This window comes from Bradyrhizobium sp. AZCC 1693 (assembly GCF_036924745.1).
Classification (GTDB): domain Bacteria; phylum Pseudomonadota; class Alphaproteobacteria; order Rhizobiales; family Xanthobacteraceae; genus Bradyrhizobium.
This window is the reverse complement of the sequence record NZ_JAZHSD010000001.1, coordinates 3,884,816-3,906,384: the sequence shown is the minus strand read 5'-3', so window position 1 is coordinate 3,906,384 and position 21,569 is coordinate 3,884,816. Positions and strand designations below refer to the sequence as shown.

General features: G+C 62.9%; 24 protein-coding genes and 2 pseudogenes. 18 read left to right on the top strand and 8 right to left on the bottom strand.

Features of this window, described 5'->3' with window-relative positions; genetic code table 11:
• Positions 1-145: 145 nt before the first annotated feature.
• On the bottom strand, positions 146-2,143 hold the full coding sequence (locus tag V1293_RS18615) for a methyl-accepting chemotaxis protein (RefSeq protein WP_334511314.1): 1,998 nt from the start codon (positions 2,141-2,143) through the stop codon (positions 146-148).
• 94 nt (positions 2,144-2,237) lie between these two features.
• Complete coding sequence (locus V1293_RS18610; protein ID WP_334511313.1) at positions 2,238-3,200, bottom strand: 2-hydroxyacid dehydrogenase; 963 nt, start codon at positions 3,198-3,200, stop codon at positions 2,238-2,240.
• A 166-nt stretch (positions 3,201-3,366) separates the two neighbouring features.
• On the opposite strand from V1293_RS18610, the gene V1293_RS18605 reads away from it, so the two are divergent.
• From V1293_RS18605 to V1293_RS18580, 6 genes are all read left to right on the top strand, one after another.
• Positions 3,367-3,573, top strand: a complete 207-nt coding sequence (locus tag V1293_RS18605; protein WP_334511312.1) for a hypothetical protein — start codon at positions 3,367-3,369, stop codon at positions 3,571-3,573.
• A 92-nt stretch (positions 3,574-3,665) separates the two neighbouring features.
• Complete coding sequence (locus V1293_RS18600) at positions 3,666-4,034, top strand: YciI family protein (RefSeq protein WP_334511311.1); 369 nt, start codon at positions 3,666-3,668, stop codon at positions 4,032-4,034.
• Positions 4,031-5,302, top strand: coding sequence for an RNA polymerase sigma factor (locus tag V1293_RS18595; protein ID WP_334511310.1), 1,272 nt, complete (start codon positions 4,031-4,033; stop codon positions 5,300-5,302). The genes V1293_RS18600 and V1293_RS18595 overlap by 4 nt, the downstream gene beginning before the upstream one ends.
• Positions 5,303-5,648: 346 nt before the next feature.
• Positions 5,649-6,062 (top strand): DoxX family protein, encoded by a 414-nt coding sequence (locus tag V1293_RS18590; RefSeq protein WP_334511309.1) that lies wholly within the window; start codon positions 5,649-5,651, stop codon positions 6,060-6,062.
• Positions 6,063-6,090: 28 nt separating this feature from the next.
• Complete coding sequence (locus V1293_RS18585; RefSeq protein WP_334511308.1) at positions 6,091-6,627, top strand: SRPBCC family protein; 537 nt, start codon at positions 6,091-6,093, stop codon at positions 6,625-6,627.
• A 161-nt stretch (positions 6,628-6,788) separates the two neighbouring features.
• Complete coding sequence (locus tag V1293_RS18580) at positions 6,789-7,202, top strand: VOC family protein (RefSeq protein ID WP_214489127.1); 414 nt, start codon at positions 6,789-6,791, stop codon at positions 7,200-7,202.
• Positions 7,203-7,297: 95 nt separating this feature from the next.
• On the opposite strand, the gene V1293_RS18575 is transcribed toward V1293_RS18580, so the two are convergent.
• The 5 genes and pseudogenes from V1293_RS18575 to V1293_RS18555 form a co-directional block, all read right to left on the bottom strand.
• Complete coding sequence (locus tag V1293_RS18575) at positions 7,298-7,735, bottom strand: hypothetical protein (RefSeq protein ID WP_334511307.1); 438 nt, start codon at positions 7,733-7,735, stop codon at positions 7,298-7,300.
• A 66-nt stretch (positions 7,736-7,801) separates the two neighbouring features.
• Positions 7,802-7,948: pseudogene (locus tag V1293_RS18570) on the bottom strand (nicotinate-nucleotide--dimethylbenzimidazole phosphoribosyltransferase); the annotation flags it as partial.
• 60 nt (positions 7,949-8,008) lie between these two features.
• A complete protein-coding gene (locus V1293_RS18565) occupies positions 8,009-8,797 on the bottom strand; it encodes an SDR family NAD(P)-dependent oxidoreductase (RefSeq protein WP_334511306.1) in 789 nt (262 codons plus the stop codon).
• Between the two features lie 161 nt (positions 8,798-8,958).
• Positions 8,959-10,428 (bottom strand): annotated as a pseudogene (locus V1293_RS18560) (methyl-accepting chemotaxis protein); the annotation flags it as partial.
• 104 nt (positions 10,429-10,532) lie between these two features.
• Positions 10,533-11,030 carry a winged helix-turn-helix transcriptional regulator gene (locus V1293_RS18555; RefSeq protein WP_334511305.1) on the bottom strand — a complete coding sequence of 166 codons (498 nt, stop codon included), beginning with the start codon at positions 11,028-11,030 and terminating at the stop codon, positions 10,533-10,535.
• A 112-nt stretch (positions 11,031-11,142) separates the two neighbouring features.
• Here V1293_RS18555 and V1293_RS18550 point away from each other — a divergent pair, with 112 nt between their 5' ends.
• The 12 genes from V1293_RS18550 (at position 11,143) to V1293_RS18495 (ending at position 19,331) form a co-directional block, all read left to right on the top strand.
• A complete protein-coding gene (locus V1293_RS18550) occupies positions 11,143-11,694 on the top strand; it encodes a dihydrofolate reductase family protein (RefSeq protein WP_334511304.1) in 552 nt (183 codons plus the stop codon).
• 61 nt (positions 11,695-11,755) lie between these two features.
• The gene (locus tag V1293_RS18545) at positions 11,756-12,409 is read left to right on the top strand and encodes a glutathione S-transferase family protein (RefSeq protein WP_334511303.1); all 654 of its coding nucleotides are present in this window, start codon (positions 11,756-11,758) and stop codon (positions 12,407-12,409) included.
• 17 nt (positions 12,410-12,426) lie between these two features.
• Entirely contained in the window at positions 12,427-12,795 is a 369-nt protein-coding gene (locus V1293_RS18540; protein WP_334511302.1) for a nuclear transport factor 2 family protein, read from the top strand.
• 312 nt (positions 12,796-13,107) lie between these two features.
• On the top strand, positions 13,108-13,524 hold the full coding sequence (locus V1293_RS18535) for a YciI family protein (protein ID WP_334511301.1): 417 nt from the start codon (positions 13,108-13,110) through the stop codon (positions 13,522-13,524).
• A gap of 127 nt (positions 13,525-13,651) precedes the next feature.
• The gene (locus tag V1293_RS18530) at positions 13,652-14,077 is read left to right on the top strand and encodes a YciI family protein (RefSeq protein WP_334511300.1); all 426 of its coding nucleotides are present in this window, start codon (positions 13,652-13,654) and stop codon (positions 14,075-14,077) included.
• Positions 14,078-14,155: 78 nt separating this feature from the next.
• On the top strand, positions 14,156-14,521 hold the full coding sequence (locus tag V1293_RS18525) for a hypothetical protein (RefSeq protein ID WP_334511299.1): 366 nt from the start codon (positions 14,156-14,158) through the stop codon (positions 14,519-14,521).
• A gap of 119 nt (positions 14,522-14,640) precedes the next feature.
• Complete coding sequence (locus V1293_RS18520; RefSeq protein ID WP_334511298.1) at positions 14,641-15,366, top strand: TetR/AcrR family transcriptional regulator; 726 nt, start codon at positions 14,641-14,643, stop codon at positions 15,364-15,366.
• A gap of 106 nt (positions 15,367-15,472) precedes the next feature.
• Positions 15,473-15,958: a DUF2852 domain-containing protein gene (locus tag V1293_RS18515; protein WP_334496300.1), complete on the top strand. Its 486-nt coding sequence runs from the start codon at positions 15,473-15,475 to the stop codon at positions 15,956-15,958.
• A 656-nt stretch (positions 15,959-16,614) separates the two neighbouring features.
• A complete protein-coding gene (locus tag V1293_RS18510) occupies positions 16,615-17,007 on the top strand; it encodes a thioredoxin family protein (RefSeq protein WP_334511297.1) in 393 nt (130 codons plus the stop codon).
• A 168-nt stretch (positions 17,008-17,175) separates the two neighbouring features.
• Positions 17,176-17,898 (top strand): cytochrome c biogenesis CcdA family protein, encoded by a 723-nt coding sequence (locus tag V1293_RS18505; protein WP_334511296.1) that lies wholly within the window; start codon positions 17,176-17,178, stop codon positions 17,896-17,898.
• A gap of 65 nt (positions 17,899-17,963) precedes the next feature.
• Positions 17,964-18,425, top strand: a complete 462-nt coding sequence (locus V1293_RS18500) for a DUF302 domain-containing protein (protein WP_334511295.1) — start codon at positions 17,964-17,966, stop codon at positions 18,423-18,425.
• Positions 18,426-18,569: 144 nt separating this feature from the next.
• The gene (locus V1293_RS18495; RefSeq protein WP_334511294.1) at positions 18,570-19,331 is read left to right on the top strand and encodes a serine O-acetyltransferase; all 762 of its coding nucleotides are present in this window, start codon (positions 18,570-18,572) and stop codon (positions 19,329-19,331) included.
• Positions 19,332-19,391: 60 nt separating this feature from the next.
• Here V1293_RS18495 and V1293_RS18490 read toward each other — a convergent pair whose 3' ends face one another.
• A complete protein-coding gene (locus V1293_RS18490; protein WP_334511293.1) occupies positions 19,392-20,657 on the bottom strand; it encodes a serine hydrolase domain-containing protein in 1,266 nt (421 codons plus the stop codon).
• Between the last annotated feature and the right edge of the window lie 912 nt (positions 20,658-21,569).

Sequence of the window (21,569 nt, the reverse complement as noted above, 5' to 3'; positions counted from 1 at the left end):
CTGCGAACGCAGGGACCCATACGCCGCGGCCTCTCGATTTGGCGCCGGGGCCAGTTGCCTTCGTAACAACAAACGCTGGTGGTTATGGGTCCCTGCGTTCGCAGGGACGACGATAGAGCACGTTACCTAGCGACGCGCCCCAGCCTCACGCCGCCCTGATGTGGGCGAGAAAACGGTCGACCTCGCTGCGCAGCTTGCTCGATTGCTCCGCCAGTTCGCCCGCGGAGCTGAGCACTTCCTGCGCGGCATCGCCGGTGGCGCCGATGCCGGTCGTCACGCCGGAAATGTTGCGCGAGACCTCGCCGGTGCGGGCGGCGGCCTGCTGCACGTTGCGCGCGATTTCCTGCGTCGCCGAGCCCTGCTGTTCGACGGCCGCGGCAATCGCCGCAGAAATTTCGTCGACCTCCCGAATCGTGGTGCAGATCGACTGGATGCCGTCGACGGCGGCGGTGGTTTCGCCCTGGACCGCCGCGATCTGGGCGCGGATTTCCTCGGTCGCCCTGGCGGTCTGCGTCGCCAGTGTTTTCACTTCGCTTGCAACCACCGCGAAGCCGCGGCCGGCTTCGCCGGCGCGCGCGGCCTCGATGGTCGCATTCAGCGCCAGCAGGTTGGTCTGGCTGGCGATCTGGTTAATCAGTGACACCACCTCTCCAATTTTCTGCGCGGCGGCGGCGAGGCTTTGCACACGGTTGTTCGACTGCTGGCCGTCATTCGCGGCCTTGCCGACCACGCTGGAGGCATGCGTCAGCCGCCGGCCGATTTCGCCCATCGACGACGACAATTCTTCGGCCGCTGCAGCGACGGTCTGGACGTTGTCGGAAGCCTGCGCGGATGCGGTGGAAACCGTGAGCGTCTGTTGCCGCGATTGCTCGACGATGGCGGACATCGACTGCGCCGTCGCCTGCATTTCGGTTGCCGCCGCCGACACGCGCTCGACCACGCCGCGCACGCTCGCCTCAAAGCTGTCGGCCAGCGCCGTGAAGGCGCGGCGCTTTTCCTGCTCGGATTGGGCCTTGGCTTCCGCCTGGTCCGCCTGCATTCGTTGCATGCGGACGGCATTGTCCTTGAACACAGCCACCGCCCGCGCCATTTCGCCAACCTCGCCTTGGTGCTGATGGGCGGGCAATTCGAATTCCAGCTTGCCATGTGCGAGGTCGCGCATCGCCGCCGTGATCGAAAGAATCGGGCGTGAAATGCCGCGGGCGATCAGCAATCCGGCGGCGGCCGCGATGGAGATCCCGAGCAACGCCATGCCGATGGCGAGCTGGCGCGCGCGATCGAGCGAGGTCACATATTCGCTGTTGTCCATCACGATTTCGACGGCGCCGATGGAGTTGCCGGAAAAATCCTTGATCGGAGCGAGCAACGCGGCAACCGGCGTCGTGCCAAGCTTGCCCTGGTGGATGACGAAGCCGCCGTCGCGGGCGCTGCGATAGTCGGCCGGATCGAAGAAGCTTCGGCCGTCCAGCGTCCCGCCGAACAGCTTGAAATCGCTGTCGGCCGAAAGGTGGAACGCGACATCGGTGCCGCGGGTGCGCTTGAACTCGTCAAAGAACGGCTGGCCGAAGGTTAGCCCGAACTCCACGGAGCCGAGATGCTTGCCGGTCAGCGCGACCGGAACGACGCCGCGGATACCGAGCCCGGCGACGCCGCCTTCGAGACCAACGATCGGCTTGCGCGCCTGATTGGCCGCGACAACCGTCTTGCGGAAACCCGAGAGGTCGTCGCCGAATTTCTTCGGCTGATGGACGCGCAGATAGGATATCGCCGGCGGCGTGTGAAACTGGAACTGGTCGACGCCATAGTCGGATTTCAGGGCTGCAAATCCGGCGCCGAACAATCCCATCAAGGCGTCGCGGTCGTCGCGCGCCATCGCCTCCTGAACCGCGGGGATGGTCGCGACGACGGCGCTCATCGCGGCGGCCCGGCGGGCCTCCTGGCCGAGCCTCGACTGCAGCGCGTCGTAGTGGCTGCGCAATTCGCGCTCATCGGCGCGATCGACGATGCCTGAGATGATCCACATCGCGCCGAGCAGGACGAAGACCGCCGTTCCCGCCGAGGCGAGCGCGAGAGCCGCGGTGATCCGTGTCCTGATCCCCAGGTTGATGTGCCGGGAGAAGCCGTTTCGTGCTGTGCTGGTCATCCGGCATGGATAACAAACCGCCGCTAATTTTGGATGAATGGCGCCGGCCGTGCAACCTGGCGAGGCCGCCGCCCGCACAACCCTAGCATGTCGGTCAATACCCCCGGTTGCGATCCACCACATTTTCCAGCGCGCCGCCGGCCTCGAAGCGCGCGATCTGCTGCGCGACATATTTCGATATTTCGTCGGGATCGGTGTCGGCGGCGTTGTGCGGCGTCAGCACCACTTTTGGATGGGTCCAGAACCGGCTGTCTGCGGGCAGCGGCTCGGTGGCGTAGACGTCGAGCGAGGCGCCACCGAGCGTACCGTCGTCGAGGCATTGCAGGATGTCGGCTTCGTTCTGCAAGGCGCCGCGGCCGGCATTGATCAGCACCGGCGCGCCGAGCGGGCTTTTGCGGTTCAGTTTCTCAAACAGCGCGCGGTTGAGAATGTGCCGCGTCTCCGGCGTTAGCGGCAGCAGGCAGACCAGGATGTCGGTCCGCCGCAGGAACGGCTCGAACTGCGCGTCGCCGTGAAAGCAATCGATGCCGTCGATCGCCCTGGGGCTGCGGCTCCAGCCCGCGACGCGAAAGCCGAGGCGCTTGAGCGCGTCGGCCGCGTCAGCGCCAAGCGTGCCCAGCCCCATGATGCCGACGGAGATCGCGCCCGCCGCCCATTGCATTTTCGGCGCCCAGCGCCTCTCGCGCTGGGATTCCCGCAAGTAGAGTTCCTGCCGGTGGTGCATCAGCACATGCAGCACGACATATTCGGTCATCCGCGCGGTGAGGTCGGTGACGGCGACGCGCACCAGCGGCGCGTCGGGCAATGAGCGGTCGGCCATCAGCGCATCGACGCCGGCGCCGAGATTGAAGATGACGCGCAGGTTGGGGAAGGCGGCGAGTTCGCCCGGATTGGGCTTCCACACCGCCGCGTAATGCACCTCCGCGGGATCGAACGCGGCATTCGGCAGCAGCACGGACCGGTCGGGGCAGACCTCGTCGAACCGGGCCTTCCAGCGCTGCGGCGACCAGTTTTCGGTCCCGCCATGCACCAGCAGGGCGAGCGCACCTTTGTTCATTGCCATTCCTTTCGCAGGCCATTTGGCGTGACCCGCCGCACATTGACGATCGAACCGCTTCTCTAACCTCCTTTCATCCAACAAGGGAGACCCTTCACGTGCGCAAATTGATCGAGACCGACGAGCAAAAGGCGCGCCGGATCGCCGCCAAGTACGGCATCTCCTGGTGATACACGCGGTCATCAGCGCGGTGGCGGCGGTCTCGCTGGCGCTTTGCTGGCGCAGCCGTCACGGCGATTCCAGGATCGATGCCTTCAGGACAAGGATGAAGGTCATCCTTCTGGTCCTCGCCGTGTGCGGCCTTTGTTCCAAGGCGATCGTCTACACCTACGGGCACTTCAATCCGCCACCGCCTCCGATCATCGGTCCCTGACCGGCGACGGAACATCTTCAAAATTTCTTCGACGCCCCTGTCGGCTCCGGGCATAATCGTTCGTCATTATGACAACGGAGATGCCAGCCCTCATGCTTTACGCCATCCTTTGCTATCACGACGAAGACACCGTCGGCTCCTGGACCAGGGAACAGGACGCCGCGGTCATGAAGAAACTTGCCGTCGTGCAGGACAAGCTCGCCAAGCAGGGCCGCCTTGGCCCGGTCGCGCGGCTGCTGCCGACGACGGCGGCGGCCACGCTCCGCAAGGACGACCCGCCATTGGTGCTCGACGGCCCCTATGCCGAAACCAAGGAGCAGTTGCTCGGCTTCTATCTCGTCGACTGCAAGAACCTCGACGAGGCGCTCGACGTCGCCCGCGACCTCGGCGCGGCCAATCCCGGCGGCGCCTACGAGATCCGTCCTGTCGGCCAGTTTGCGCCGGGGAGTGTGCAGCCGTGACCGACGCCGCCTGGATCGATGCCGCGCTGACCTCGGCTCGCCCCCAGGCGGTCGGCGCGTTGCTGCGCTATTTTCGCAATCTCGACACTGCAGAGGAGGCGTTTCAGAACGCCTGCCTCCGTGCGCTGAAGAGCTGGCCACAGAACGGCCCGCCGCGCGATCCCGCGGCGTGGCTGATCATGGTCGGGCGCAATGTCGCGATCGACGACATCAGACGCAGCAAAAAGCAGGAGGCGCTGCCCGAGGACGAGGCGATTTCCGATCTCGATGACGCCGAGGAACAGATTGCCGAGCGGCTCGACGGCTCGCACTACCGCGACGACATTTTGCGGCTTTTGTTCATCTGCTGCCATCCGGACCTGCCGGCGACCCAGCAGATCGCGCTTGCGCTCCGCATCGTCTCAGGCCTGACGGTCAAGCAGATCGCGCGCGCCTTCCTGGTCTCGGAAGCCGCGATGGAGCAGCGCATCACGCGGGCGAAGGCCCGCGTGGCGGATGCCGACGTGCCGTTCGAAACGCCCGGCGCGGTGGAGCGCTCAGAACGCCTCACCTCCGTCGCCGCCATGATCTACCTGATCTTTAACGAGGGTTATTCGGCTTCAGGCGATACCGCCGAGATTCGCGCGCCGTTATGCGAGGAGGCGATTCGGCTGGCGCGGCTGTTGCTGCGGCTGTTCCAGAGCGAGCCCGAGATCATGGGGCTGACCGCGTTGCTCTTGATCCAGCACGCGCGCGCCGCGGCGCGGTTCGACGCCGATGGCGCGGTGATCCTGCTCGACGATCAGGACCGCTCGCTATGGAACAAGTCTCTCATCGCCGAGGGGCTGGCGCTGATCGACAAGGCGATGCGCCATCGCCGCAGCGGACCCTACCAGGTGCAGGCCGCAATCGCAGCGCTGCATGCCCGCGCCGAAAAGCCTGAAGATACCGACTGGACCCAGATCGACCTGCTCTACGGCGCGCTCGAGATCATGCAACCGTCGCCGGTGGTGACGCTGAACCGCGCCGTTGCGGTGTCCAAGGTGAAGGGACCGCAGGCCGGGCTCGACATGATCGAGCCGCTGGCACAACGGCTGTCGAACTATTTTCATTTCTTCGGCGTGCGCGGCGCCTTCCTGATGCAGCTCGGCCGCAATGACGAAGCCCGCACGGCCTTCGATCGCGCCATCGCGCTGGCGAACACCTCGGCCGAAGCCGCCCACATCCGCATGCACCTCGACCGCCTGCAGCGCGACAGCCAGCCCCGCGGCAAAAAGGCGGGGAAGTAGGCCCTTCTTCCTTCTCCCCTCGTGGGAGAAGGTGGCGCGGATGCAATCCGCGCCGGATGAGGGGTTCTCGCCGCGGAGACAGACCCCTCATCCGTCTCGCCGACGCTTCGCGCCAGCGATCCACCTTCTCCCACAAGGGGAGAAGGGAAGGAGCCTCCATTGTCATGGCCGGGCTTGTCCCGGCCATCCACGTCTTTGTTGCAGTCGTCCGTTAAAGACGTGGATGCCCGGGACAAGCCCGGGCATGACGGAATACCCATCGAATTTTTCGCTGCCCCCTGTCGGTTTCCGCCTGCCTCGTTCGTCTTGAATCCGAGCAGCCATTCAAGACGACACGGAGAGCATCATGACCATCGTCACCGAGACCCTTCCGGCCTCCAGGCCGGCACGCTGGACCGGCCGCATCCTCTCCGGCCTCGTCATCGTGTTCCTGATGATCGACGGCGCCATCAAGCTGGTGCCGTGGCCGATCGTCACCGAAACCATGGACAGGATGGGCTATGGTTCGAGCGAAACGCTGGCGCGGAGTCTGGGCGTCATCACCATCGTCTGCACCGTGCTCTATTCGGTGCCGCCGACCTCGATCCTCGGCGCGATCCTGCTCACCGGCTATCTCGGCGGCGCCATGGCCTCGCATGTGCGGATCGGCAGCCCTCTATTCACGCACACCCTGTTCGGGCTTTATCTCGGCCTGATGGTGTGGGGCGGGCTGTGGCTGCGCGACCGGAGTTTGCAAACCTTGATCCCGTTTCGCCGCTGATCGGCGGCAAAACTTTATGGAGCCAGTCATGTTTGAAGTCATTGTCACCATCGCCGTCATCCTGGCGATTGCCATCGCCGCGGTCCTCATTCTCGCCGCGGCCAAGCCAGATACGCTGCGCGTGCAGCGCTCGGTCAGCATCAAGGCGCCGGCGGAACGGATCTTTCCGCTGATCTCCGACTTTCAACAGTGGGTGACCTGGTCGGCCTACGAGCAGAAGGATCCGGCGATGAAGCGCACCTATAGCGGTGCGGAGCGCGGCAAGGGCGCGGTTTATGCCTGGGACGGCGACAAGAATGTCGGTTCCGGCCGCATGGAGATTCTCGAAGCTTCCGCGCCGCAAAAGATCGTCATCAAGCTCGATTTCTTCACGCCGTTCGAAGGCCACAACACCGCCGAGTTCACAATGCTGCCGCAGGGCAATGGCACCCATGTCACATGGCTGATGCATGGTCCCGCACGCTTCTTGACCAGGCTGATCCAGGTGTTCATGAATCTGGACAACATGATCGGCCGGGATTTCGAAGCCGGTCTCGCTAATTTGAAGAAGCTAATCGAGAAATGAGCGTTACCACTCTATCATTTCCCGGACGCGGCGCAGCACGGCAGTGATGCGACGCAGAGCCGGGACCCATCGATGGACCCCGGAACAGCAGCGCATCACTTTGTGCTGCGCTGCATCCGGGGAACGCCGTGACTGATTAAACTTTACCTAAGGAGTCAGCGATGCAAGTCAATCCCTATCTGTTCTACAACGGCAATTGCGAGGAAGCGCTGAAGTACTATCAAAAGGCGCTCGGTGCGCAGATCGAGGCGATGATGCCGTATGGCGACGGGCCCGCCGACATGCCGGTCCCGGCGGACTGGAAGACCAAGCTCATGCATGCCCGTATCACCATCGATGGCGAGGTGCTGATGGCATCCGACGCCACGCCCGGCGACTACCATCAGCCGCAGGGCTTTTCCGTTGCGCTCGCGGTCGAGGATCCCGCGGATGCCGAGCGCCGCTTCAACGCGCTCGCCGAGGGCGGTACGGTGCGGATGCCGTTCGGCAAGACCTTCTTCTCCAACGGTTTTGGCATGTGCGTCGACAAGTTCGGCATTCCCTGGATGGTCAACTGCCCCAAGGAAGATATGTAGTCACAGGTTCGTAGGATGGATGGAGCGAAGCGGTACCCATCGGCATCGCGAACGGTATTGACGGGTATCGCTGCGCTCCGCCCATCCTACGAATCCTACTTGCACCGCGGATAGATCGCGGCGAGTTCGCGTCCGCGCAACAGCAGCAGCCGCGACGTCAGTCCGCCGCGGCGGCCGATCCAGTCCCGTACCGCCGCCGGATAGGCTGCCTCCACATCCCGCGAGGCTTCCGGTTCGGCATAGATCCGGCCGCGGCGATCGATCGACCGCGCGGCGTGAAATCCGAGCACCGCGCGGCGCGTCACGCAGATGCGCTCAGTCGGCACCATCATCAGCACCAGCGTGCAGGCCGACAGGCAGGGCCCGTCGATCACCACCCGCTCGCCGGAGGCGTTCACGCGATCGTACAGCGTGATAAACGGACCGACCTGTCCGCCGGGGCTCGCAAGAATGCGAACCTCGGCCCGTGCAGGGGCGATCGCCGCGAACAACGCGGCAGCGACAACAACTACCTTGACGACCGCTATTCGCATGCGCGGCTCCTTCGTCAGCCTTGTCTGCCCTGGGGCAGTTACGCAGACATATGTGGCAAGGTTTCGTCAATGCTCCGCGCCGGAGACACCGGCATCGGTGAAAGTCGCCATCCCGACGTGGCAGGCCAGCGCGGCGCGCGCCAGCAGGTCGCGGTGGCCGGATTCGGCCGAGACGTGCCCGGCCCGGCAATGATCGAGCGCGCCTGCATCTAGATCGTCAGACCGCGCGTTCGTCCGCTATCCGCATCTGACCACGCGCTTGTGAGCCCACGTCTACCCGTTCCGCCGCTGGCCGCGCAGCGTCGGCAGGCCGATGCCGGCGGCATCAAAACCGCCGTCGACGGCAAGGACCTGCCCGGTGATGTAGCTCGAACGATCGCTGCACAGGAAGAAGATCGCTTCCGCCAGCTCCTCCTCGAGGCCGTAACGATTGAGCGGAATGGCGTCGTGATAGTCGGCGCGGATTTCCGGCGTGTGGACCTGCTTCGCCATCGCGGTCTCGACCGGGCCGGGCGCCACGGCGTTGACGCGAATGCCGAGCGAAGCCAGTTCGACCGCGAGCTGTTTGGTCAGATGCGCGAGCCCTGCTTTGCTGGTGCCGTAGGCCGAGCGCAGCGTGGAGGCGCGCACCGCCGAGATCGAGGTGATGTTGACGATCGCGCCGCCGCCCTGTTCGCGCATCAGGGGCGCCGCCGCCTTGGTGCACAGGAACGGGCCGGTGAGGTTGACCTGCAGGATGCGGCTCCAGTCTTCATCGGACGTTTCGAGGATCGGTGCGAACACCGCAACGCCCGCATTGTTGATCAGCGCGTCGAGCCGGCCGAAGCGCGCGCTCACCGCCGCCATGGCGTTTGCCACCGCCTTGGCATCGGAGACGTCGCAATGCAGCGCCAGCGTGTTGTCGGGGTCGGCGAGGCCGGCGACCGCGCCGCGCAGCAATTCGCCCTCGATGTCGAGCAGCGCCACCTGCCAGCCGTCAGCGAGAAACCGTTTGGCTGTCGCAAGCCCGATGCCACGCGCGGCGCCGGTGACGAGAGCAGTTTTTTGCGGGGAGGAGAGCATGAGCGGGTCCGTCTGCGAGCGGTGAATTTCCCGCTCCTATAACCCATGCCCCGTTCCGTGTCCCGGCTGCGGTGCGGTGAATTCAATGCAGATTCGGGCAGGCCCGATGCGATACGGGAGTATGCCCGTATCGGGTCGATGCGCCGGCCGATGGCGAGCAGTCAGCGCTGCGCGATCGCCTTCGCTTCCGCGGCGGCGCGCTGCATGCTCGACGACATCTCGCCGGTGACGGTGCTTTGTTCCTCGACCGCGGCCGCGGTCGCCGTGACGTATTCGCTGACGCCCTGGATCGCCTGCTTGATGCTGTCGAGCGCGCTTACGACGTCGCCGGAGATGCCGTTGAGATTGCTGATCTCCTGCCCGATCTTGTCGGTCGCCTGCTTGGCTTGCGTAGCGAGGTTTTTGACCTCGGACGCCACCACGGCAAAGCCGCGCCCGGCCTCGCCGGCACGCGCCGATTCGATCGTCGCGTTCAGCGCCAAGAGGTTGATCTGCCCGGTGATGTTGCCGATCAGTTCGACGATGCCGCTCATGGCCTGCGCCGCTTCGTTCAGGCGCTTGGCCTGGGCGTCGGCCGCCTCGACCCGCCCGACCGCGGTCGATGCCGTCTCGCGCGACTTGGTCATGGCTTCGGAGATTTCCCGAACCGAGGCGTTCAGTTCCTCGGCGCCGGCGGCAACCGTTTCCATCATGCCGCGCACGCGCTCGTTGCCCATGCGCACCAGCACCTGCGCGGTGGTGTCGGTGGCGTATTTGACGACCTTGAACGGCTTGCCGTTGAGATCGAGGATCGGATTGTATGACGCCTGGATCCAGACCTCTTTGCCTCCCCTGCCGATCCGCTTGTACTCGGCGGCCTGATATTGGCCGCGGTTGAGCGCCACCCAGAAGTCGCGGTAGGCCGCGCTGTCGCGCTCGGACGGATCGACGAACATGCTGTGGTGCCGGCCGCGGATCTCGTCCAGGGAGTAGCCGAGCGTTTTGAGGAAGTTCTGGTTGGCGCCGATGATGGTGCCGTCCATGTTGAATTCGATCACGGCCTGCGATTTGCGGATCGCTGCGATCTGGCCGGCGAGGTCGGTGGTCGAAAGCTTCTGGCTGGTGACGTCGGTGGCGAATTTCACCACCCGGAACGGCCTGCCCTTCTCGTCCAGCACCGGGTTGTAGGAGGCGAGGATCCAGACTTCCTTAGCCCCCTTGCCGATCCGCTTGTATTCGGCCGACTGGTTTTCGCCGCGGTTGAGCTTTGCCCAGAACTCGTGATAGGCCGCGCAGTCGCGCTCCTGGGAGTCCACGAACATGCTGTGATGCTTGCCCTGGATTTCGGCGAGCGTATAGCCAAGCGTCTTCAGGAAGTTTTCATTGGCGGTGAGGATGGTGCCGTTCATTTCGAACGCAATCACCGCCTGCGCCCGGCCGATCGCCGCGATCTGGCCGGCGTCCTCCATGCTCTTGATCTTGCGCGCGGTAATGTCTGTCGCAAACTTCACGACCCTGCAAGGCTTGAGAAACTGAAACACGAAAGCCCCATCCAGATCGAGGTGAAATAATGAGGCTGTCACCGAGCGTTTTCGAGCCTCGTTGCCGGTCCGCCAGGTTTGACCAAAGGAAAAAAAGAATGCGTTAACGCTGTTCTCCGTAATATGACGGGTAGCACCGCAAAATAACGCGAACCTTAAGGATACATTTGTGTATCCCGCCCGCGGCGCGAGCACGGCGGGCGCGCGATCGGGGGCTACTTTCCGTTCACGACGCTTTCGTAAGCCGCCTGCAGTCGTTCGCCGACTGACGGGCCGGTTCGCCTGCGCCGCTTCACGCCGCGATGGCTCTCGCGCAATTCATCCATGAATTCGGCCCACATCTTCGGTCCGCCCTCGCTGAGCAGCCGCGCGCGGATGCCGAGTTCCTTGCTGACGGGAAGATATTTGTAACCCCAGGCCGCCATCTGCGCGAGAACCGGCAGCAGCTCGATGCCCTGTTCCGTCAGCGAATAGATTCCCTTCTGCTTGTGCGTGGGATCGTCCTCGCGGGTGATGATCTTTTCGTCGAGCAGGGTCTTCAGCCGGTCGGCGAGAATGTTGGAGGAGATGCCTTCCTCGGATTTCGTCAGCAGCTCGCGAAAATGCCGCCGGTTGCCGAACATCATGTCGCGGATGATCAAGAGGCTCCATTTATCGCCGAGCACTTCCAGCGAGAGATTGATCGGGCAGCCGGAGCGGCTGAGGTTGGTCATGTTCGGTTCCAGACGGGCGGTCGGCGGACCCTAAAAAACTGCTTGCAATATTGCACCGGTTGGCTCAGGATACAACCAGTTGCAAACTGCAATCGGTTAAGAGGGTGCTGCGATGGCGAAGTTGATCATGTGGAACCTGATGACGCTGGATGGCTTCGTCGAAGGCCCGAACCGCGACATCTCCTGGCATTTAGACGTCTGGGGCGAGGAGCTGGAGCAATTGTCGATCGAGCAGTTGAACGCCGCCGGCGGATTGCTGTTCGGCCGTGTCACCTACGAACTGATGGCCAATCACTGGCCGAGCGCGACCGGCGAAGTCGCCGATTTCATGAACGCGGCGCCGAAATACGTCTTCTCCCGCACGGTGAAGAACCCCGGTTGGAACAACACGCAGATGTTCAGCACGGACGTGTCCGAGACTGTCGCCCGGCTGAAGCGTGACAGCACCAAGGATATTTTTCTGTTCGGCAGCGCCGATCTCGCTGATAGCCTGATCCCGCACGGATTGATCGACGAGTTCCGCATCGCGGTGAACCCGATCATTCTCGGCGGCGGGACGCCGCTGTTCAAGCCGGGCGAGAAACGCAAGCTGAAGCTGATCGACAGCCGGCCATTGTCGACCGGCATCGTGATCCTGCGCTACGTGCTGGCGGTGGCCAAATAATCTTTGGCCCAAATGTCGGCGCGCGTGAGTGCGGGCTGTCTTGTTACACCGGGAGTTTTCCATGTCGCTCACGCTGCATTTCCACCCTCTCGCCTCGTACTGCTGGAAGGCGCTGATCGCGCTGTACGAGAACGACACGCCGTTCACGCCGAACCTGGTCGATCTCGGCAATCTCGCTGAGCGCGCCGCGCTCGTGAAGCTGTGGGGGGTCGGCAAGTTTCCGGTGCTGCGCGACGATGCGCGGAACGAGACCGTCCCTGAATCGAGCATTGTCGTCGAATATCTCGATTCGCATTACCGCGGACGCACCCGCTTCATCCCGGACGATCCCGCCCGCGCATTGCAGACCCGGCTGCGCGACCGCTTCTACGATCTCTATGTGCATCTGCCGATGCAGAAGATCATGTTGGACCGGCTGCGGCCTGCGGACAAAAAGGATCCGCAAGGCGTCGAGGAAGCCCGCGCGCAACTGCAAACCTCATACGCCATGATCGAGCAGCAGACGGCAAACGGCGGCTGGGCGATGGGCGAGAATTTCAGCCTCGCCGATTGCGCCGCCGCGCCGCCGCTGTTCTACGGCAGCATGGTGGTGCCGTTCGAGCAAACGCAGAAGAATCTTGCCGCCTATTTCGAGCGTCTGAAGGCGCGGCCCTCGTTCGCGCGCGTGTTGAAGGAGGCCGAGCCGTATTTCCAGATGGTGCCCAAAGAGTCCTAGCCAGGGAGGAGCGTTGAATGGCCGGAGCAAACAGGGCGGATACGATCCGCCAGATCTTTGCAGCCTATCTCGCCAACGATCGCCAGTTGGTCGAGAACGCGTTCAGCGACGATTTCCGCTTCACCAGTCCCTACGACGACAATATCGACAAGGCGACTTATTTCGAACGCTGCTGGAAGAACAGCGATTGGATCGAGCGGCACGAGCTGGAGCGGATTTTCGTCGAAGGCGACGAAGCCCTCATCACCTACCGCTGCGTCGCCAAAGGCGGCAGGACGTTTCGCAATACCGAGTTCTTCGTCTTCGGGGGCGGCAAGGTGAAGCGCATCGACGTCTATTTCGGCGCGACTTACGACAATGGCGCCTTCGTCAAACAGCCGGGGTAGCTGTTTGAAAGCGAGTCCCTTTCCCTTTTCGTCATGGCCGGGCTTGTGCCGGCCATCCACGTCTTTCTCACTTGAGGGAAGTAAGAACGTGGATGCCCGGGACAGGCCCGGGCACGACGACCCCCTCTAGGAGCGCGATTTACTGCTACCTTTCTGAGGCAGGCTCGCGGGATGAGAATCAGCGTAGCGGCCCGACATATATCTGCAAAATATTTTCCACTGACATGTCGGCGGCGCAAAAGCCCGCTCGTCTTGTTGATGAAGGCCGGCGCGACAGCAGCCGGCCCAACAAGATCAAACCGGAGAATAACGATGCGATTCATGGTGATTGTGAAGGCCAGCAAGGATACGGAAGCCGGTGTGATGCCGAGCACGGAACTGCTGACCGCAATGGGCAAGTTCAACGAAGAGATGGCCAAGGCCGGCGTGATGGAGGCGGGCGAGGGCCTGCATCCGACCGCGAAGGGCGCACGGATCAAGTATGGCAGCGGGCAGGGCGGCGTCAGCCGCGGGCCGTTCGCTCTCTCCGGCGATCTCGTCGCCGGCTTCTGGCTGATCAACACCAAGTCGCTGGATGAAGCGATCGAATGGATGCAGCGCGCGCCATTCCTCGAGGGCGACGAGATTGAAATCCGCCAGGTGTTTGCCGCGGAGGATTTCGGCGAAGCGCTCACCCCCGAGCTGCGCGAGCAGGAAGAGCGGCTGCGGTCCCAGGCGGGGAAGAAGTGACTCTTCCCGTCATTCCGGGGCGATGCGAAGCATCGAACCCGGAATCTCGCACCACAACCTCGAGATTCCGGGTTCATCGCTGCGCGATGCCCCGGAATGACGGCAACTTGAAACGAAGGACGCCACCATGCGATTCATGATGCTGATGATCCCCCTGGGCTATGAGACCGCGCCGCCGGACGTCCCGCTCGACCCTGAACGGGTCAAGGCGATGATGAAATACAACGAGGCGCTCAAAGACGCCGGCGTGCTGATCGCGCTCGACGGGCTGCATCCGCCGTCGATGGGCGCGCGGATTTCCTTTGCCACTGGCAAGCCTGTCGTCACCGACGGCCCCTTCACCGAGGCCAAGGAAGTGCTCGGCGGCTACTGGATGATCAATGTGAAGTCGCGCGAGGAGGCGATCGCCTGGGCGAAGAAGTGCCCGGCCTCGGAGAACGAGATCATCGAAATCCGCCAGGTCCAGGAGATGGCCGATTTCTCGGAAGAAGTGCAGCAGGCGGCCAAAGGCTTCGACGAGTTGCAGAAGGGAAATGCGCACAAGGCGCGGTGAGTCTCTGCAACAGGGCTCCGCACGCCGTTAAGTCGAGCGTCTATCGCAATCCGTCAACCGCAAGAGAGGAGAAGCCACATGAGCACCAACGATACGTTCCTCGCCGTCTTTCTCGGCAGCAAGGCCAGTGCGAAAATGGTGGCCTGGAATGCGCTGCCTGAGGCAGAGCGGCGCGCCAGGGAGCAGCAGGGTATAGCGGCATGGAAAGCCTGGGTCGAAAAGCACCAGGCGGCGATCCTCGCCATGGGTGGCCCGCTCGGCAAGACCAAGAAGGTCGATTCAAGCGGCATTGCCGACATCGCCAACGAGATGGGCGCCTTCACCGTGGTGCGCGCCGGCTCGCATGAGGCCGCCGCGAAACTGTTCGAGAACCACCCGCATTTTGCGATCTTTCCCGGCGAGCGCGTGGAGATCATGCCGGTCCTCCCGATCCCGGGCGGTTAGGACCCGGTTGGAACCGTCCGGAATTGCGCCGCCCCTCAACGCCGTTAATCATGATGAACGCCAGTTAACGGCCTCAAAATAAGTGACCTTTTCAGCCGGCTCATGTAAAAGCCTTTCACATGAGCTGGCGAAAGGACCAAGGCCGCAGCGAGCGCGGCTACCACCACGGCAATCTGAAAGAGGCGTTGCTGCAGGCCGCGCTCGGCCTGATCGCCGAGAAAGGCGCGGCCGGCTTCACTTTTGCCGATGCCGCGCGAATGGCCGGCGTCAGCCCTGCCGCACCCTATCGCCATTTCCGCGATCGCGATGAATTGCTGTCCTCGATCGCCCAGCGCGGTTTTGAGCAGTTCGAGGCGCTGCTGACGCAGGCCTGGGACGACGGCCGGCCGGACACGGTGACGGCGTTCGAGCGGGTAGGGAAGGCCTATCTGGCCTTCGCCCGCAATGAGCCCGCGTTCTATTCGGCGATGTTCGAATCCGGCCTTCCCGTCGATGCAAACCCGACATTGATGGCTGCGAGCGAGCGCGCTTTCGCCATCATCCGCGCCGCCGCCGAGCGGCTTGCGGCGCTGGCGCCGCCCGGCATGCCGCGGCCGCCGGCGATGATGATGGCGCTGCACATCTGGTCGATGTCGCATGGCGTGGCCTCGCTGTTCGGCCGCGGCGACGCCGCGCGGCGCAAGCTGCCGATGTCGCCGGAAGAACTCCTGGAAGCCGAAGTGCTGATCTACCTGCGCGGCCTCGGTTTCCCGACCGACCGCCGGCCACCGGACCAGAAACCGTCAGGCCCGCCGCCGGTGCCGCCATCTGGTGCGCCATCTGGTCCTTGGGGAACCCCCAAATAATTTTCAGGGTGCGGCGAGCCGCGCGCTTGACAAAAACGCGGGATGGTTTAGGTATGTAAATGTTATTTACATTCACAACGGCGTGATCGCCGTCATGGAGAGGGAAATGGCCTACACCGCAGATGTCAATCGATGGCGCGGCCCGACGGAAGAGAACTATCGCCCGCATATGCTTGAGAGCCCCTGGCACCCCGGCTGGATCGCCGTGACCATCCTTGGCTTCATCATCTGGTGGCCGATCGGCCTTGCCCTCCTCTTTTTCACACTAGGGAGCAGAAAAATGGGTTGCTGGAGTCACGGAGACCGCTGGCAGAACAAGATGGAGCGGATGCAGTACAAGATGGACCGGATGCGTAACCGCATGGAGAGCCGCGGCTTTGGCGGCTTTGGCTTCGGCCCGCCGACCAGCGGCAACCGCGCCTTCGACGAGTACCGCATGGAAACCCTGCGTCGGCTCGAGGAAGAGCAAGTCGAGTTCAAGAATTTCCTCGACCGCCTGCGCCACGCCAAGGACAAGGAAGAGTTCGACCAGTTCATGGCGCAGCACAAGACGCGTCCGACCCCGCCGAACGACCAGCCGCAGCAGGGCTGAGCGCGCATAGCGTTTTCAAGCGAAGTGGATACCGGTTCGCGCGAAGAAAACGCGTCAGTAAGTAGAGTTCAGCCGCAGGCGTGATGCCCCCATGATGCCTGATGGCGATACAGCCGCCCATCTGCGAGAGCAGGTGGGCGGTTTGTTTTGTGCGACTCGCTTGATACCGGGGCCATCCCTCCCTGGCATCGAACACTTCGCCAACATGCAGCGGCCTCGGTTGACATAGCGAGTTTGTAAAAAAGTTCATTGCGGCCTTGATAGCTGCGGCGGGAGCAGCGGCATCACGTGGGCGGCAACCCGCGCCAGCTATGGCCGGCCGAGCGCACTGGCCGCTCAAGGCTGCCATGCCGAGGTTCCATCCGGCTGGTGACCGGCGGCGCGGGCGTACGAACCAGCGTCAGCCTGGGAGTATCACGGTAGGGGGGCTCCCTGCTGCAACCCGGCATCCGACTGCTCGCTAGTCCTGACCTGATGCCCTGTTTGGATATATCGACGACGACAGAAAAAGGATTTTCGGCGAGACCGCTAACCTTCGCCGCGGCGCCGCGAACCTCCAGTCGTGAACATTGCGAAGGCCATACCGCTGCTGGTGTGGGCGCGTAACATTTGCGGCCTTCGAAACGAAGTACATCTAGACCAACAAGGAGAATATCATGCTGACCCGCCGCTCCATTCTCGGCGCCACGCTCGTTCTCGGAATTCTTGCCACTTCGCCGGCGCTGGCGGAAAATGGCCCTGCGTTCGATGCCAAGGCGTTCGCCGCAGCTCAGAAAGCCGGCAAGCCGATTCTGATCGCGGTCCACGCCCCGTGGTGTCCGACCTGCAAGGCGCAGGCGCCGATCCTGAGCGATCTAAGGGCCGATCCGCGGTTTAAGGATCTCGTCTATTTCGTTATCGATTTCGACAGCCAGAAGGATCTGCTCAATCGATTCGGCGTCCGCTCGCAATCGACCCTGATTGCCTTCAAGGGCGAAAAGGAAGAGGCGCGGTCGGTCGGCGATACCAAGCGGGACTCGATCTTTGCCATGGTCGGGAAAGCGATCTGACCGTTCGCCCTTTACGGAATGCCGATCACTTGCCTGATTGCAAGTTCCGGCCGGATCGTCGGCGACATGCCTGGCGCAGCGGATTGGACCGAGCCTGCGGCGGGGGTTGAGTATCTGCGGAACGTTTGAGCGCGCCAGCAAAGGCTATTTGGAGATGGGAAACCGGCGATGACGATCGGCAGTATGTTGCTGGCATTCCTCGCGGGAATCCTTTCGATCCTTTCACCCTGCGTGCTCCCTATCCTCCCGATCGTGCTGGGTAGCGCGGCATCGAATCATCGCCAGGGACCTTTGGCACTCGCTGCCGGGCTGTCCCTTTCGTTTGTCGGCATTGGACTGTTTGTGGCGACGGCAGGCCACTCGATAGGATTGGATGCGGACCGGTTTCGCTACCTTGCGGCGACGCTGATGATGCTCGTCGGCGTCGTGCTTGTCGTTCCGCGGTTACAGGCGCAAATCGCAGTTGCGGCGGGCCCGATCGGAAATTGGGCCGATAGCAGGCTGGCGACGAGTCGCACCAACGGCGTTGCCGGACAGTTTTGGATCGGCGCGCTCCTGGGAGCCGTATGGAGCCCGTGCGTCGGGCCGACCCTTGGAACCGCGTCTCTGCTTGCCGCCCAAGGCAAAGATCTTGGTCAGGTAGCGCTGACGATGCTTGCGTTCGGTGTTGGCGCGGCGCTCCCATTGTTGGGATTGGGATGGCTTTCCCGGGAAACGATGGCGCGCTGGCGCGGCCGATTACTAGTCGCGGGCAGCGGAATGAAATCCGTGCTCGGCCTTTTGCTTCTTGTCATCGGCATCCTCATTGTTTCTGGAGCGGACAAGGCGCTTGAAACCTTCCTGGTCGACGTTTCTCCGGAATGGCTGACTAATCTGACCACGCGCTTCTAAAGGCTCACGTGCAGGGCCCACCGGACGAAATGCTTGAGGACTTTGAAATCTACGGAGAAGTTCCCATGAAGTTCATGTTCGTTTTCTTGGCACTCGTCATCGCAGCACCGGCTTGCGCAAGCGACGGCATCATTACCAAGCCCAGCAACTTTTCTGTAAAGGAAACGATTTCGCGCTTTGAGGCGGCCGTAAAATCAAGAGAGGGTGCCGGCTTCATTGTGTTCACCGAAATCGACCACGCTGTCGCGGGAAAGAAATTCGGCATCGACATGCGCCCTCGCACGGTGGTCATCTTTGGCAATCCGAAACTGGGCACGCCGGTAATGGCAAAGACGCCATTGCTGGCGATCGACAATCCTCCGAAGGCTCTTGTTTGGGAGGATGATCAGGGCAAGGTATGGCTGTCTTATAATTCAGCCGACTATCTGTATAAGACAATTTACCCACGGCATGGATTGGAGGCTCCGCCCAACTACGCGGCGTTCGCGAAGACTTTGAGCGACATAACCGACGAGGCAACCAGGTAGAGGCGCTGGGCGTATCCGGAGCTCGACCAACTGAACTCCTCGGGGCCGACGAAGCGTCCGGTTTGCTTCTTGGGGCCAGGCCTGATGGCGTTGCTTCGCAATCGGTCTATATTGCGGGGAGGCGCGCAATCCGGGGCGACTGTCATGAATGGAATGCTATCTGTCGATCAGCTCTGGCGAATGATTCGGCGTGAAGCGGAAAGCGCCCTGGCGCGCGATTCAGTATTCGGCGCGGCGCTGGCGTCTGCCGTTCTCGATCATACCGACTTCGCTCACGCGCTGGCCCACCAGATCGGGGAGCGGCTCGGCAAGACCCCGGCGGATCGCGAACGCTTCGCGCAGCTTGCCCGTGACGCCTTCGCTTGCGCGCCCGATCTGATCGAGGCCGCCAGCCGCGATCTGCAGAGCATCGCCGTTCACGATCCCGCGACGACGACGCTGCTGCCGCCGCTCCTGAACTTCAAGGGCTACGTCGCGCTGCAGGCCTGGCGCGTCTCCAACTGGCTCTGGCGCGAGAGGCGCAACGATCTCGCGCTGCTGCTGCAGAGCCTGTCGTCCGATCAGCTTCAGGTCAGCATTCATCCGTCCGCCACGATCGGAACGTCGGTATTTCTCGATCACGCCACCGGCATCATCATCGGCGCCTTCGCCGTGATCGGCGACGAGGTGACGATCCTGCAGAACGTTACCATCGGCCGCAAACATTCGGAAGCTGACCGCGCCCCGAAGATCGGCAGGGGCGTTTATCTCAGCGCCGGATCGACCATCATCGGCGGCGTCAGCATCGGCGACTTAGCCAAGATCGGCGCCGGCGCGCTGGTCGAGCATGACGTGCCGCGCGGCTGCACCGCGGTCGGCGTTCCCGCGCGGTTGACCAATTGCCCCGAAGCAGGGATCCCAGCCTGACGCCGGGCCGTGCACACCCAAGAGCTTTATCGAAAAGACTCCATCGTCTGCGAAGAAGGCTTACCGCACGATGGCGCCGTAGACGATGTCCTGGACCTGCTCGCGATAGTACTTTCGAAGCTCGCCGGGCGCCGCCGTTCCCACGACGACGACAAGACGCTCCTTCGGGTCGCAGAAGAACTGCGTGCCATAGGCGCCATTCCAGGTGAACTCGCCGGGGTTGCCGGGGACCGAGGACAGACCCTCGCTCGTGCGCACGGCCACCCCAAGGCCGAAGCCAAAGCCACCGCGATGCGGCTCCACGTTGGCCACGTTGTTCTTGATGTCAGGCCCAAGGTGGTTGGCGATCATGTGGTGCACGGTCTTGGGCCCGAGAATGCGCTGACCGTCGAGCTCGCCGCCATTGAGCAGCATCTGTCCGAAGCGTATGTAGTCGCCCACCGTGGCAAACGCGCAGGCGCCGCCGCAGTCGAACTTGGTTGGTGTATCGAGAAGCTTGATCGCCTGCGGCTTGCCCGTCAGCGGGTCATTGGGAAATGGCCGGGCAAGACGCGCGCGCTGCGCCTCCGTGGGTTGGAACGTGGCGTCCTTCATGCCGAGCGGTCGCCACACATTGCCGGCCAGGTAATCGCCAAGCCGCTGCTCGCTCACCTTTTCGACAACCGCGCCGAGCACATCGATCGAGAAGCCGTACTCGAAAACCGTCGCCGGTTGGTGCGCCAGCGGCAGTTTTGTGATGCGTTCGATGAACGCCTGCGTATCGCCCTCGATCGCCGGCGCCGTCCCCTCCGGGTATTGACGCGCTACCGGGCTCGAACTGTCCGGGCGTCCCCCATACATCAGGCCGGACGTGTGTCGGTAAAGGTCGTGAATGTAGATCGGTGAAACCTGCGCTTCGAGCTGCAGCGAACCATCCGCCTGCGGGACGCCGACCTTCATATCGGCGAACGCGGGATAATAGTCGGCAAGCTTTGCCTGAAGAGCCAGGCGGCCCTGTTCCATAAGTGTCAGGCCCGCGACAGCGGCCATCGGCTTGGTCATGGAGGCAAGCGCAAACACGGCATCCAGCGGCATCGGCGTGCCTTTGGTCGGATCAAGCTGGCCGTACGCCTTGTACTGAACGAGCTTTCCGTCGCGAGCTATCGCAACCACGGCGCCGGGCACACGTTTGGCGGCGATCTCGCGGGCGAAAAAATCGTCCAGGCGGGCCAGTCCTTGCTGCGAAAATCCAACGTCATCCGGCTTTGCCTCAGGCAGCGGCGCAGCATTCGCCGCATTGGCAGCAATGCCGGCAACAACCGCCGCAGCCATCATGAATGCCTTCATTGTCTTCTCCCTCGAATGCGGGTCAGGCCCGCACGATTATTATGGTTGGGGCATCATGTTAGATCTGGCCTGTACGAGCGACAAGGCGACGCGAGCAGGGCGTTCGTCATGCCGCCGCAAAAAAATGTTCCGAACAAGAGTTTGTGCCGGCAACCGTAGCCCGGGCGAGCGACTTGTCCGCCGAAGCTCAACGAGCGTAGGCGGAAGCGACCCCGGGGCAGTGCGTCTCGCTACAATTCATTTGCGCCTGCGAGGTGATTTGCTTCAATTCGGATTTTCAGAAATCGTGTCAAGCCCGGGAATCAAAAATATTCCGCTTTCGTTCTCACCCAAATCAGCCGCATAACTTCGCCCGTCTCACGGCAGATGAGGGGCGCTCGCGATCGTCACGAACGTGCGGTGAGATGCGATGGACGCAGATGGCGCGATAGACGTTGCGCGCCGGAAGCGTACGGCGAAGTCGTGTGGTTCGGGCGCCGCGGTGCTGGCGTTAAGTCCAAGAGAAGCGAAAGCTTCTCGGGGGCGACGGAGGCAAGAAAGCCGTTCTCCGGGAAGAGCACGAAGTAAACCGTAAAGCCATTGCGCAGGGAAGGCCGGAATGCTCCCGCTGCCCTGTATGCTCGTGTGCACTTTTGTTTGCGCAAATCGCACGCGAGACCGCGGGTGCAGCAAGCACCCGGTCTTCCCTGCGCCCTCTATTCAAGAGGAGGGCAAACGAAGATGCAAACCTCGGGTACATCGTACCGCGAGATCGCAAACTCGCATCCTCACGCTGTTTGACAGTTGAATCCGAAAATCCGTCCCACGTCGTCCCTGCGAACGCAGGGACCCATATGTGGACGGCCCCTGCTGGCAAGAGGCGGAACTGGTTTTTGATCGAAGCGATTGCGGCCATATGTCCGGTCTGATGAT

What these genes read in the sequence shown, in the direction of transcription:
- V1293_RS18590 (WP_334511309.1), top strand. Translation starts at nt 5,649, where the DNA reads ATGACCATCGTCACCGAGACCCTTCCGGCCTCCAGGCCGGCACGCTGG.
- V1293_RS18525 (WP_334511299.1), top strand. Translation starts at nt 14,156, where the DNA reads ATGAGCACCAACGATACGTTCCTCGCCGTCTTTCTCGGCAGCAAGGCC.
- V1293_RS18515 (WP_334496300.1), top strand. Translation starts at nt 15,473, where the DNA reads ATGGCCTACACCGCAGATGTCAATCGATGGCGCGGCCCGACGGAAGAG.
- V1293_RS18510 (WP_334511297.1), top strand. Translation starts at nt 16,615, where the DNA reads ATGCTGACCCGCCGCTCCATTCTCGGCGCCACGCTCGTTCTCGGAATT.
- V1293_RS18530 (WP_334511300.1), top strand. Translation starts at nt 13,652, where the DNA reads ATGCGATTCATGATGCTGATGATCCCCCTGGGCTATGAGACCGCGCCG.
- V1293_RS18500 (WP_334511295.1), top strand. Translation starts at nt 17,964, where the DNA reads ATGAAGTTCATGTTCGTTTTCTTGGCACTCGTCATCGCAGCACCGGCT.
- V1293_RS18505 (WP_334511296.1), top strand. Translation starts at nt 17,176, where the DNA reads ATGACGATCGGCAGTATGTTGCTGGCATTCCTCGCGGGAATCCTTTCG.
- V1293_RS18565 (WP_334511306.1), bottom strand. Translation starts at nt 8,797, where the DNA reads ATGCTCTCCTCCCCGCAAAAAACTGCTCTCGTCACCGGCGCCGCGCGT.
- V1293_RS18575 (WP_334511307.1), bottom strand. Translation starts at nt 7,735, where the DNA reads ATGCGAATAGCGGTCGTCAAGGTAGTTGTTGTCGCTGCCGCGTTGTTC.
- V1293_RS18520 (WP_334511298.1), top strand. Translation starts at nt 14,641, where the DNA reads ATGAGCTGGCGAAAGGACCAAGGCCGCAGCGAGCGCGGCTACCACCAC.
- V1293_RS18585 (WP_334511308.1), top strand. Translation starts at nt 6,091, where the DNA reads ATGTTTGAAGTCATTGTCACCATCGCCGTCATCCTGGCGATTGCCATC.
- V1293_RS18610 (WP_334511313.1), bottom strand. Translation starts at nt 3,200, where the DNA reads ATGAACAAAGGTGCGCTCGCCCTGCTGGTGCATGGCGGGACCGAAAAC.
- V1293_RS18615 (WP_334511314.1), bottom strand. Translation starts at nt 2,143, where the DNA reads ATGACCAGCACAGCACGAAACGGCTTCTCCCGGCACATCAACCTGGGG.
- V1293_RS18495 (WP_334511294.1), top strand. Translation starts at nt 18,570, where the DNA reads ATGAATGGAATGCTATCTGTCGATCAGCTCTGGCGAATGATTCGGCGT.
- V1293_RS18540 (WP_334511302.1), top strand. Translation starts at nt 12,427, where the DNA reads ATGGCCGGAGCAAACAGGGCGGATACGATCCGCCAGATCTTTGCAGCC.
- V1293_RS18490 (WP_334511293.1), bottom strand. Translation starts at nt 20,657, where the DNA reads ATGAAGGCATTCATGATGGCTGCGGCGGTTGTTGCCGGCATTGCTGCC.
- V1293_RS18545 (WP_334511303.1), top strand. Translation starts at nt 11,756, where the DNA reads ATGTCGCTCACGCTGCATTTCCACCCTCTCGCCTCGTACTGCTGGAAG.
- V1293_RS18600 (WP_334511311.1), top strand. Translation starts at nt 3,666, where the DNA reads ATGCTTTACGCCATCCTTTGCTATCACGACGAAGACACCGTCGGCTCC.
- V1293_RS18535 (WP_334511301.1), top strand. Translation starts at nt 13,108, where the DNA reads ATGCGATTCATGGTGATTGTGAAGGCCAGCAAGGATACGGAAGCCGGT.
- V1293_RS18550 (WP_334511304.1), top strand. Translation starts at nt 11,143, where the DNA reads ATGGCGAAGTTGATCATGTGGAACCTGATGACGCTGGATGGCTTCGTC.
- V1293_RS18580 (WP_214489127.1), top strand. Translation starts at nt 6,789, where the DNA reads ATGCAAGTCAATCCCTATCTGTTCTACAACGGCAATTGCGAGGAAGCG.
- V1293_RS18555 (WP_334511305.1), bottom strand. Translation starts at nt 11,030, where the DNA reads ATGACCAACCTCAGCCGCTCCGGCTGCCCGATCAATCTCTCGCTGGAA.